Origin of the sequence: Microcoleus sp. Pol12B3 (assembly GCF_036701355.1) — a bacterium.
GTDB lineage: Bacteria > Cyanobacteriota > Cyanobacteriia > Cyanobacteriales > Microcoleaceae > Microcoleus.
This window is the reverse complement of the sequence record NZ_JAUBQS010000009.1, coordinates 20,466-31,874: the sequence shown is the minus strand read 5'-3', so window position 1 is coordinate 31,874 and position 11,409 is coordinate 20,466. Positions and strand designations below refer to the sequence as shown.

General features: G+C 46.5%; 9 protein-coding genes. All 9 read right to left on the bottom strand.

What is annotated here, in order from left to right; translation table 11 throughout:
- Nucleotides 1-10: 10 nt before the first annotated feature.
- The 9 genes from QUA53_RS06605 to QUA53_RS06565 all read right to left on the bottom strand — a co-directional run bounded on the left by QUA53_RS06605 (nucleotide 11) and on the right by QUA53_RS06565 (nucleotide 11,026).
- Nucleotides 11-1,066, bottom strand: coding sequence for a methyltransferase (locus QUA53_RS06605; protein ID WP_333095778.1), 1,056 nt, complete (start codon nucleotides 1,064-1,066; stop codon nucleotides 11-13).
- Nucleotides 1,067-1,711, bottom strand: coding sequence for an amidohydrolase family protein (locus QUA53_RS06600; protein WP_333095777.1), 645 nt, complete (start codon nucleotides 1,709-1,711; stop codon nucleotides 1,067-1,069). It lies immediately after the preceding gene.
- Nucleotides 1,712-1,731: 20 nt separating this feature from the next.
- On the bottom strand, nucleotides 1,732-4,233 hold the full coding sequence (locus QUA53_RS06595) for a glycosyltransferase family 2 protein (RefSeq protein ID WP_333095776.1): 2,502 nt from the start codon (nucleotides 4,231-4,233) through the stop codon (nucleotides 1,732-1,734).
- 673 nt (nucleotides 4,234-4,906) lie between these two features.
- On the bottom strand, nucleotides 4,907-5,488 hold the full coding sequence (locus QUA53_RS06590; RefSeq protein WP_333095775.1) for a hypothetical protein: 582 nt from the start codon (nucleotides 5,486-5,488) through the stop codon (nucleotides 4,907-4,909).
- 166 nt (nucleotides 5,489-5,654) lie between these two features.
- Entirely contained in the window at nucleotides 5,655-7,493 is a 1,839-nt protein-coding gene (locus tag QUA53_RS06585; protein ID WP_333095774.1) for a CHAT domain-containing protein, read from the bottom strand.
- A gap of 108 nt (nucleotides 7,494-7,601) precedes the next feature.
- Nucleotides 7,602-8,741 carry a Gfo/Idh/MocA family oxidoreductase gene (locus tag QUA53_RS06580; protein ID WP_333095773.1) on the bottom strand — a complete coding sequence of 380 codons (1,140 nt, stop codon included), beginning with the start codon at nucleotides 8,739-8,741 and terminating at the stop codon, nucleotides 7,602-7,604.
- Between the two features lie 156 nt (nucleotides 8,742-8,897).
- Nucleotides 8,898-9,863, bottom strand: a complete 966-nt coding sequence (gshB, locus tag QUA53_RS06575; RefSeq protein WP_333095772.1) for a glutathione synthase — start codon at nucleotides 9,861-9,863, stop codon at nucleotides 8,898-8,900.
- Nucleotides 9,864-9,930: 67 nt separating this feature from the next.
- Nucleotides 9,931-10,194: a glutaredoxin 3 gene (gene grxC / locus QUA53_RS06570; RefSeq protein WP_190656887.1), complete on the bottom strand. Its 264-nt coding sequence runs from the start codon at nucleotides 10,192-10,194 to the stop codon at nucleotides 9,931-9,933.
- A gap of 490 nt (nucleotides 10,195-10,684) precedes the next feature.
- The gene (locus tag QUA53_RS06565) at nucleotides 10,685-11,026 is read right to left on the bottom strand and encodes a PEP-CTERM sorting domain-containing protein (RefSeq protein ID WP_333095771.1); all 342 of its coding nucleotides are present in this window, start codon (nucleotides 11,024-11,026) and stop codon (nucleotides 10,685-10,687) included.
- Between the last annotated feature and the right edge of the window lie 383 nt (nucleotides 11,027-11,409).

Below are 11,409 nucleotides of genomic sequence, written 5' to 3'. Positions count from 1 at the left end.
CAAACAAAAATTATGGTTTTTTAGCGCTAATCAGATGATAATAAGTATGAGTGGGTATTGACTGAAAATCAATAAACCCTACTGAGGATAAGATTTCTTCTATTTCCTTTAAAGTATACTGCTTACCTTTCTCATACATCAGTAATATGGCTGACAAACAGGCGACTGTGAGCGGCCCATCTTTTGTGTCATGCAAAGGCATTTCATGCAACAACACTTTCCCGCCAGATTTTAGTACATCGAATGCTCGTCGAGCTAACAAATAGCAATGTTCTAAATCCCAATCGTGAAAAACATTGCCAAATAGAATAGCGTCAGGTTCTCCAGGCCACGCCTCTTCAAACATATCTCGCGCAACGGTAGTAATTTGTTTTTCTAAGCCATATTTGGCAATGTTTTTTTGTGCCATCTCGCATACAGGCTCAAGATCCATAACCGTGCATTGAATCTGCGGATTAAAAGCTGCGATCGCGATCGCCAGCGCTCCCGAACCACCTCCCACATCAAGAAGATGCGATATTTGACCGAACACAGGTTGTTTGGCTAAGTTTCCTGCGGTTGGCAGTATCATCATGTGCATCCGATCGATGAAGCTGTGCACCATCTCAATTTTGTGCTGATTCATCGCCACCGCCATCGGCATTGGTGGTTGAGCGCCACCGATTAATTTCATGCGAAGCAGATCCAGATACCATTCATGGGGAGGGCAAAACCCCGTATAGTAAAATGGGCTATCTGGAATCATGTATGTTTTTGCCACCTTTGTCAGGCCAAACCGTCCATCTTTCTGTCTTTCGAGTAATCCAAATGCGGCAAGAACTGCCATGAAAGCTTCAGAGATTATAGGTGTAATTCTGAGGTGTTTGGCAGCATCTTCAATTGTTTGCGGTGCTTCGTCTATCAGCTTGAATAGATTGATTTCTTGCGCTACTGTTATTACTGGCCCGATGATTCTAGAGCAACTTAGATCGAACAGTAAACGCTTATCGACTTCTGGAACGGGAAACGGTTCGTTGAACATATTTATGTAGAAGAAGGGAGTTGGGTCGTTAGGTTTGAATGACATTCAACCGATCCCGTAGAAACGAGCCGGATTTTCCCACAAAATTTTTTCTACAGTTCCCTGGGGCAGTTGCCCCTCAAGAGCAACTACTTGCTCCACAATATCCGATCCGTATTCTCCATGAGGATAATCAGAACCAAAGAGGACGTTATCGGAGCCGATATACTCAATAACTTGAGATAAGTGTGGTTCCGAAGGCTCCATAGAAACAAAACACTGACGGCGGAAATACTCGGAGGGCTTCATCTTCACATTATCGGCCACTTCCCAGCGCGAACTCTCGTATTCTCGATCGAGCCGCCACAACCAGTAGGGCAACCACCCGCATCCTGACTCCAAAAACCCAACTTTGAGTTGGGGATGGCGTTCGAGAACGCCACCTTCAATCAATGTTAGCAGAGCCATCATTTGTTCCATCGGATGGGAACAGGCACGTAAGGCAAAGCGAGTATTAAAGCGATCGGCCCCAGCAGTAGGCAGACGGCTAGGAGTTCCCTCGTGAATGCCAACGGCGATCGCCAATTCCTCACACTTCGTCCAAAATGGCTCGTAGGCGCGATCGCTCAGTAGTCGCCCTTTTACGGGATTAGGACGCAAAAAGACTGCTTTCAGGCCAAAATCGGCGATTCGTTGTAATTCAGATACCATTTCTTCAATTTCATGTCGAGCTAAAGTTGCGAAACTGCGATCGGTCTCACTGCCCTATTCCTCTCAAAAACAGCCCTCGGTTTCAAAGCAATTCTCAACAACAGCCACAGCGATCGCCATTCTCCGGGAGTTTCCTGCCGCTGCCACTGGCCAGGGCGACAGTACAGCATTTCGATCAAACAGCGGTGCTGGCTAATGTTCAGGCGATCGAACGCAATTCGCACAGTCGGGAATTCCACAAAACTGCACTCTTTTCCATCCCGAAAACTCGACTCCAACTGAGATTTATCGCTCACCAACTCAATCTTAGCCACAGGAACAAAACAGTTCTCTTCCATAATTTTCAGAGTCGCCGAATCGCAATCAATCAAACCTTTTGCCAAACGACGTTCAGTGCCCAACTCAACAACAGGCGGCGCTAGCGATCTCCTTACCTTGACTGCGGCACTGCGAGGGAGCGCTTTTATTTTACCCTGGGATAAGCTGGTCTCAAAGGCATATTTTGGCAAAATCTCTGCTGCTGTCAAACTTTCTTTACTGCCTTTATTTTTCATCGCAAAACTTGGCCACTGCGTCAGAGCAACTTCAGCGCCACTTTCCGAAATTACCGTTGTTATACCCCAAAAAGTTTGACCGCCAATATTCAATTGTACAACCCTGCGTAAATTGAACCATTCGTAAATGTCCGGTTTAGGAATATCCACCAAAATCAGTAATGCAATCCCCATCATCAGCAGGTTGTACGCGCTCCAAATCCATCCCAAACTTATTCCTTTAGACAAATGTGTACTTTCTGATATTGACTGGACAGTGTCCCAATTTTTAACTAAATTAATATTTAAATTGTGCCACAAACTGAATGCTGTAGCTGCGAACAAGACAATCAAAGGCCATCCCAAATTCCAGTTAAAATGAAAGCGATCGCTCGCCATTCCTTTTGGAGTCACCTGAAACCCTTTCCCAAAGGGATTCAGCATGGAACTCACCACGGTCACTGCTAAAGGAATACACTGAACGAACGAATAAATATCCGAAAGCAAAGCCGATCCCGATCTGCGGTTCAGCCAAGAAAACACAGTAAGTTGTACCAAATAGTAAGGCAGGAAAAAGTACAGCAATTCCCGCGCACTTGCCCGCAAAGGAATTATGTCGAAAAACGAATAACCTAAAGGTATCAACAGATATAAAACCTTGGTTAAACTGGTAAACCAGTGCAGCAATCCTTCCAAATGAGACAGCCTTTGTACGAATGTGAGACCGCGAATTGTTAAAGGATTGGAATCAATAAAAAATGCCTGAAGCGTGCCTCGCGCCCAGCGTAGCCTTTGATTTAGATGAGCCTCTATATTTTCAGCAGCCAAACCAGCACTCAATTTTTCATCTAAATAAACTAAGCGATATCCGGTTGCTGACAGCCGAATTCCGGTAAAATAATCTTCGCAGATTGAATCTGTGACCAAGCCTCCGGCTGCTTCTAAAGCACTCCGCCTCACTACAAAAGATGTACCGCAACAAACTACGCTGTCGGCGCTGTCTTTGATGATTTCAATTTGCCTGTAAAAGATTTCTTCTTCCGGCGCGAGTACATTTTCTAAACCTAAATTACGGGAGATGGGGTCGTGGTTGTAAAAGCTTTGCGGTGTTTGAACGAGGGCGATTTCGGGATTTTGAAAAAATCCAACTGTTCGAGTTAAAAAGTTTTTAGTAGGAATAAAATCGGCATCGAAAACTACAATTAGTTCTCCATTAGTTAGGGCTGTGGCATGGTTAATGTTTCCAGCTTTGGCGTGAATATTATCGGGTCTGGTTATATACTCGCATCCGAGTTCTTTTGCCAGCAACTTGATTTCATGGCGCTTGGTATCGTCGAGCAAATATACTTTTTTGTTGGCATAATCTAAAGCTTGACAGCCGATTACAGTGCGCCGTAAAATAAAAGCCGGCTCGTTGTAAGTTGGGATAAAAATATCTACGGTCGGGGTGAAATTTCCAGCTTCAACTGCAACTGCCATGCGATCGGCTTCTCGACGCCGGTCTTTCATTCTCAGCATTAAATACAGTTGAATACTGGTGTTGAAAACCAGTAGCATTTCTAGGAAAAACAGCCCCAAGCTAAAGATACCGTTGAGGGGATCGGTTAAATTTAGAGTAGCGAGCGATCGCCATAAAACGTAGCGAATGGTTAAAGCCAGAACTATTGCAACTACTACAGCGCGCGACCATTTCTGCGGTTGAGGCGAAATTTTAATTGCAGCTAAAGCAACGGAGAAAAGCGCGATAGTCGGCACTAACAAATACATCTTGCTCGTAGCAGGCACTTGCAGCCACACAGGCGGGTTTTGCTGCCAAGAGTTGATTGTGGCAAAAATACCGCTGACTGTACCTTCACGCGCAAACCAGGCTGCGACGATCGCACCTGCGAAAGCAACCGCCCCCAACACGACTAGCGTTGCCGTCGGCATCCGCGAAATCCGCCCAAAGCGGCGTTTCAAGTCTTGAAAATCAAATCTTGAAGTTGTCATAAAATAATTTTAAAGTCCCGATCGTGCATGCAAAAGTAAGGGTTTCTTGCTGTCCACTTTTTAATTAAGTTGAAAATTCCGACACACCTCAATTACTCTCTTTACATTTTTTTACATTTTGACCCTTGTATGATAATTCATCTTGCTTGCGGTTGCCAAACTGCTTAGCGAGTCCCAACCTGGCAAAATATAGCAGAAGGAAGAAGGAATAAGGCTTTAGTTACCGACGAGAGAAGTCCTTTCAATTTCGGTAACACTGGAATGATGGGGAGTCGGAAGTGGGGAGTGGGGGAATGTGGAATCGTGCGACCTTGACTTTATCATTCCCACCCAACTGGAAAAAATATCAGAAGCAATCTTCAGCAATATCAGCAACAGGCTTTCCGGCTTGTTCCATAATAAAAAATAATTCTTGTGGGCCGTTTCTGCGACGCCGCCCATAAAAAGCTGATTGAAAATGCTGCCACATTTGAGTCCTAAACGTCGGGCGCGCTTGCTATAGTTAAAAAAATTTATCTTTTCTACAAATCAAATAGGATTGCTATATCAAACTATAGCAATCCCTAGGATTTAACAATTAGACGAATTTGACATCTAACTAAAGGTAGATTAATTTTATATTAGTTAAAAAAAATTACCGCGATCGCAGCACAAAAACCCAGCCATCACAGAACTAATCAGCCATTTCTAATTGCGAGATTGCATAGCGGGCGACAGCCAAACTAACTCTGGCTTGTTCTATTTCCGACAATTGGGCCCAAGGTCTTTTAGTCGCCATGACCAATTCCCCCCCTTCCGAATCAACATCTCGCATGGCATAAGCCAAAGGACGTGCCAACACCTGCAAATCTTCCTCAGCCCACTGAGGCAAAATATCTAAGACGCACTCTACCATCTGGTCAGCTAAAGATTGATACTTAACCGTTGCGTTTTGCACGCTTTGAGCAATGCGGGCCAGAAAATCTTGAGGAACGCGAGCAAATTTTTCGTGCAAAGACTTTTGCAGAGCAGTCGTCAGCCAAACTTGTTCTAATTGCGAGAATAAAGCTTGCGACTTCAGGGCAATATCGCTATCGCTGAAGGAATCAGATAGCGCAAATTCCTGCTCTAGGGCAGCCAAATAAGATTCTGATTCAAGCTGTGCAGGATTCCAGGGATAAGCAACGTCAGTCTGAACTATTGTGGCGAGAAGTTCCATCTGGGCCTGAGTTTGTGAGTCGCGAAAATATTCAGAATCAGGAGATTGGGTAGCCATGATGTAATACCTCAGGGGGAAAAAGAAAATATAGAAGGGGGACTGTGCCAAGAGCTAGTTGGGAGCTATCAGTGGTAAGTAACTCTTTTAAATTCAGATTGGAGACTCAACGCCCAGAACTTTGCTGTGCCACTCGCCGCTTGCCTTCCTTAGCTACACGCGCACCTTAATTCGTTCCGCAATCAGTCTCACTGTAGCCCGAAGTTTTGGGAACCTCAATAGTGAACTCAAAAATCTGACCTTGAGAACTGCCAAATTTTAGCTGAGTCCCGCTGCGTAGCAGCAATTCTTGGTGGTGAACTCTCTGCCATCCATCAGAGCCCAAAACTAGAGTCCCGTAGCGAGAAAAATCGCGCAGGAAGTAGCTAGGTTCTTCCCGGCTATCTCCGATCGTGTTTCGGCAGAAAATCTCGGCGTGTTTTTGAGAAACCCACTGTTCTCGAATCACTACGTCGTTTTCTTCCCAGCGTCCGACTCGAACCATACCTGCGCGAATCGGCCAAACCTGATTGGTCGAGTCGGTGGATTTGGCATTTGGTCGATCGCGCCCCCGCAAATAAGCACAAGACGGCAACCGTCCCAGCCAAGTAGAAGAATTTAAAGGCAACTCAGTTTTGAGGTCATCTACCGGCTCAGTTAGCTGACCGTCAAACTCAGGGTGCATATACAGCACAGGCAGCGTCCAAGCCGGTTGATTGAACTTGTAAAGCGTTAGTAACTGCTGTCTGGCGACGGCGACGGCCCGGTCGATCGACATCCGTCCGGCCAAAGCTTGGGCAAAAGTTTGGATAAAACTCAGGGCCTCGCGATCGGCGATCGAGTCCCGCATCCCCAACACCGCCGGCACGCCGTGATGGATCAGTACCTCAGCCAAACTGCTGCGGGCGATCGCCTGTTGCTGGCCGTTAGTCGAGTGCAACCTCTCCACCGCCGGCTGAGCTCCCCAGCAGGCATTAAACACCGCCAGAGTCACGCGGCACCGAACTAATACCTGAGCCAGTTCAGTACCGTTAATCGCAGTGTCCGGCCCCAAAAACAGCAAACCGCCGTCGGGGCCCGGTATCCCGTGGCCGGCGTAAAACAGAATGTTGTAAGCTTGCGTTTCCAGCCGAGAAATTAGTTCTGCCGGAGTAGGTTCGATCAGAGTATCGACGCGAGTCGGAACGCTGATGTCAAAATATTTGCCGCTGTCGTCGGTTTGAAAAGCACTTTCCAGAACGCCCGCTAAGGCGAGTGCTTCTTCTCCCAACTGCAAATGACCGTTATTGCTGTTGGAAAATTGAGAATTAGCACCGCCGCCTGGTTCTGCTTGTCCCAACACTAGCAAAATGTTGAGCGACTCCGCAGGCTGCAGGGGTGGCAAAGGTTCAACATTGCTGGTAGTGCGGCTGAACAGCAGTTGCTGCGACAGAGAAATTGCCGGTTGACCGGCTTGAGGCTGCATAATTTCCCAAGGCAAAGCAATTAAATACGGTTCGCGCAAGTCTATGCGTACTCGCAGGGGTACATTTTGCCCGATCGCAATACCTTTACTTTCCTGGAGACTACCCTGAATCGGCCCTTCAAACAGCCACTGCCAAAGATTAATCCCCAAATGCTGCATCAGGCGGCTGCTGTAGCTTGCCGGTGGCCGAGGCGGATGCTGAGTCCCCTTGTCGCCCCTCTCCCCTTGACCGAGGTGGAGCGGCACAGAGGGCGTTGCTGGAGCGAGGTCTAGCGACTGAGGACTTCGTTGTTCAGCTTCTGCCAATATATTCTGGTTGTTTTCCGGCGAGACGAAACTGCCATCAGGATTTAGGGGCAATTCGTGAATTGTCCCGGAGGGCGAAAACATTTCCTGCCAAGCTTTCCAAGATTGGGAGAGGGTATCGGGCCACATACAGTCGTGGTGAACGTACCCGCTGGGATAGGGAGCTTGTAGAACCCAAGTGGCAAAATGGTTTGCCCCAGCGGTTCTCAGGCGAGCGATCGCTATACTGAGGCAAGGACTTTCAGGGCGCGCCATTCACAACTATCGACTCTGGATATAGGGTTGGATTGAGTTTATCTATTCGTAGTTTATCGGGTTTGGGGTGCGATCGAGTGCGTGAGATTGCTTTGGCAGTTTTTACTTTTACTTAGTGTCCAAAAATTTATCTATGCTCGGTAAATCTACCCAAGTGCCCGTAGCATTCGACTCTTGGGTCAAATCCATCAACAACTGCGAGTAAACCCCTTCTCTGAGGGACGGTATCAACGATTTACCTGCATCAATTGCTTCTACCCACCTATCTACTACTCGAATAAACGGTGCAATTCTCCCGTCTGGATATACTTGAGGAAACTCCAATCTTTGAGGAATTTTGATTTCAGCTAAAGGTTCTCCACCTTGGGAACCCCACAAGCGAAATCCGTGGACGTAATCTTGCTGGTTGTCGCTTCCCAACACCAACGTACCCTTACTCCCGTATATTTCCACCCAGTGTCCCCGGCCTTGATAAGTAACAGAACTCAAACAAACTTGACAAGGAGTTCCCCCGGCTAATTCCAACATCAACGTGCACGAATCATCGGCATCAACTAATTTTAAACTTCCCCAATCATTCGGATCTGGCCGCCGCGAAATTCCTGTAATCAAATGCCCAGAAAGCCTCTGCGGCGGGCCGAACAGCCAGCTAATATAATCAAAAACGTGAGAACCTGTCGCGCCCAAAACTCCGCCGCCTCGCTCTTTTTGCGCGTACCAATTCCAAGGGCGAGTAGCATCAGCGCGACTCGACACCAGCCAATCAATCTTAATTAAACGCTTTTCTCCCACATATTCTGCTGCCAATAATTCTGCTAGCATTTGCCATGCGGGGATGAAGCGAAACTCAAAGTCCATTGTGGCAATTGATCGGGAACCACCATTGTTAAAATCGGTTTGAGATTCGTTGTTTGCCAATCGGTAAAGTTCCCTGGCTTCATTTGCTGTAAGGGCTGTGGGTTTTTCTAATAATAAATGCTTGCCTGCTTCCAATACGGTTTTTGCCATTTCATAATGCAAAAATGGTGGCGTGGAAATGCTGACGCCTGCTACTTCTGCAATGGCTACTATATCGGCGATCGAGTCGCAAGCGTAGGGGATATTGTGGGTAGAGGCGAGATCCTTTGCTTTGTCTAAATTCCGGTGGTAAACAGCCACAACCTCTGTCCGGTGATGGGCTTGGAATCCGGGAATGTGCACTTTTTGACCGAAACCTGTACCGACTACTGCAACGCCAATTTTTGACATAATTTAATAATTGAGAATTGGGAATTGGGAATTGGGAATTGGGAATTAGGAATTAGTAGCAACTAATAAATAACTAACGACTGCAACATCTGCCTGAAGGTCGATAATTAATCCGTGTATCTGTATCCTCATCTGTGTCGTGCTTGGCTTCTTCCCTCATCCTTCATCCTTCTCCACCCATTCAATTACTTGTTTGCCCAAATTAACGCCGTCAAACAAGTCAATTTCTCTGATTCCTGTAGGGCTGGTGACATTAACTTCTGTGAGATAACCGCCAATAATATCAATGCCGACAAAGTACAGTCCGTCCCGTTGCAGCACGGGTTCTAACTGAGCACAAATTTGCAGTTCGCGATCGGTAATTTCTGTTTTTGCGACTCGGCCGCCGACGGCCATGTTGCCGCGAAATTCATTGCCGGTGGGAATGCGGTTGATAGCACCGATTGGCTTGCCGTTCAACAATATAATCCGTTTATCTCCCTCTTTGGCTTCCGGCAGATAGGTCTGAACCATCACTGGAATTTGCCCTTGTTGAGTGCTAATTTCCACCAGGGAGTTGAGATTGCGATCGCCCGCTTCCAGAAACAAAATCCCCTCCCCAGCTTTGCCACCCAATGGTTTAAGAACTGCCGCTCCTTTTTTCTCAACAAATTGCCGAATTACGTGTTTGTTTTGAGAAACAATGGTCTCCGGGATCGCTCCCTCAAATTGCAAAGCATACATTTTTTCATTCGCCGCCCGCAATCCTTTGGGACTGTTAACTACCAAAGTTTTAGTAGGATCGATGCCGTCTAGAAGGTAAGTAGCGTAGAGGTAAGGAATGTTGACTGGTGGGTCTGTCCGCATAAATACTGCGTCCATTGCTTCGAGAGGCTGCAAAGTAGGCTGTTCCACCTCGTACCAAGCCTCAGCAGCCTCCCAGCGTCCATCTACCACTTTTACTGGGGTCAGGGCTACCCGACTCAGCATTGCCCAGGTTTTGCCGCCGATGACGCTTAGTTCGTTGGCTTGAGTCGCCCAGACTTCGTGACCCAACTCTTGAGCGGCTTCCATCAGCGCTACGCTGGTATCGTGTCCTGGAATTAGTCGCGCGAGGGGATCGATGATGAATGCAAATTTCATTGTCAATTAAAATTAAGAATTGGTCGCAGGAAAATTAGGGCTAACTGAAAATTCGACAGGGAATGCCTCATTTTGCTGCTAGCAGCGGGTCTAGCTGGCCTAGAGCATCAAGTTTGTGGATGTCGTCGCAGCCACCTATGTGTTGGTCGTTAATGAATATTTGTGGCAGGGTACGGCCTCCGTTTGCTCGATCGCTCATTTGAGCCCGTGCTGCTTCATCTCCGTCGATGGCGTACTCGGTAAAATCAATCCCTTTTCGCTTTAGCAGTGCTTTGGCACGAACGCAAAACGGGCAGGTTCTCCAGGTGTAAATTTCTACTTTAGGGGTCATGGACGCTCAAGCAATAACAATATTTTTTAATTGTAATCTTAACCCTAGTGCGGACTGTTTTTAGTTCCTAGGCTGAAACCATTGATTTTTCGTTGGTAGTCAACTTGCCTTGGAGCCTTGAAAGCCTTATTATACGGTTGACTCTCAAAAGCTATCGGAAGGATTGATCTTAACCAATCTTAATTTTTATTTTTATTTTTATTTTTTAATTTTTATTATATATAGCAACCTTATCTTTGTTGGCACCGGAAGTTATTCATTGCTGAAACCCTTGCCGGGAAGTGAAATAGCCTTCTTGCTTCTTCTTTTTACCCTGACTGAAGTCGCTATAGTTTTCTTCCTTCAACATCCGGCTCTATTTGCAGCGCACAAGCTAGGTGTGAAGTTATTTTTTATACAATTTTTATTATTTTATATATTAAGTAAACAAATACCCATGCTTAAATAAACGGAGACATTGGGAAGGCAAACAGTTTGGTCCTCAGCCTGTCTAGCGCTGCGGACCAACCTGCTTGTTTCGCTTTCTGCACGACGAACAGATCATTCCTGCACCTGTCAGTAGGACTGCGATCGCAGTACCTGGTTCAGGAATAGAAGTTGAGTTTCTCGAAGGTGTGGTTGTGTAGATTTTTTGGGACAAACTCGACTGCGGCGCCAATTCCGGGCCGGGTCCCGTTGCTGTTGATGTCTGGCTGGAGGCACAGGCACTAGAATAATTTCCGGGACCGCAAACATCTACTGCTGAAGCCGGAGGGGCGGCAGCTAGATAGTAAAACGCTGTTGCCAGCGTGGCAGAGAGTCCAATTGCTAGTTTTGCCAGTGGCGTACACATAACTATTTAGTTAAACAGTGGTAAAATCGAAAAATAGAAATAGTCCTAGAGATTAGCGCTGTACGACGGGCAAGGGACGGGCAAGGATTTTAGAGTTCTTACAATAAATGGATGTATTCTCTCACGGACGTCTGTAAAAATAGTATAGCGCTTGAGGTGAGTGCCCAAACACTTTAATAATATTATTCTCTTTTACCTTGACATCCCGTACTGTGGTTTGCACAGCTAGTTTGCACAGGTAGTTTGCACAGAGTTAAGCAACATCATTATTTTTGCCACCTCTGAACCAACAGCCCTTACAGCCATTAACAAAGAGTCTTTTTACCTTGACCGCGACCTCCGGAAATTAATTATTGAACCTATCGCAAAATAGAGATGCTGTA

Coding starts and splice junctions, on each gene's coding strand:
- QUA53_RS06605 (WP_333095778.1), bottom strand. CDS start 1,066: ATGTCATTCAAACCTAACGACCCAACTCCCTTCTTCTACATAAATATG.
- QUA53_RS06565 (WP_333095771.1), bottom strand. CDS start 11,026: ATGTGTACGCCACTGGCAAAACTAGCAATTGGACTCTCTGCCACGCTG.
- grxC (WP_190656887.1), bottom strand. CDS start 10,194: ATGACCCCTAAAGTAGAAATTTACACCTGGAGAACCTGCCCGTTTTGC.
- QUA53_RS06600 (WP_333095777.1), bottom strand. CDS start 1,711: ATGGTATCTGAATTACAACGAATCGCCGATTTTGGCCTGAAAGCAGTC.
- QUA53_RS06585 (WP_333095774.1), bottom strand. CDS start 7,493: ATGGCGCGCCCTGAAAGTCCTTGCCTCAGTATAGCGATCGCTCGCCTG.
- gshB (WP_333095772.1), bottom strand. CDS start 9,863: ATGAAATTTGCATTCATCATCGATCCCCTCGCGCGACTAATTCCAGGA.
- QUA53_RS06595 (WP_333095776.1), bottom strand. CDS start 4,233: ATGACAACTTCAAGATTTGATTTTCAAGACTTGAAACGCCGCTTTGGG.
- QUA53_RS06590 (WP_333095775.1), bottom strand. CDS start 5,488: ATGGCTACCCAATCTCCTGATTCTGAATATTTTCGCGACTCACAAACT.
- QUA53_RS06580 (WP_333095773.1), bottom strand. CDS start 8,741: ATGTCAAAAATTGGCGTTGCAGTAGTCGGTACAGGTTTCGGTCAAAAA.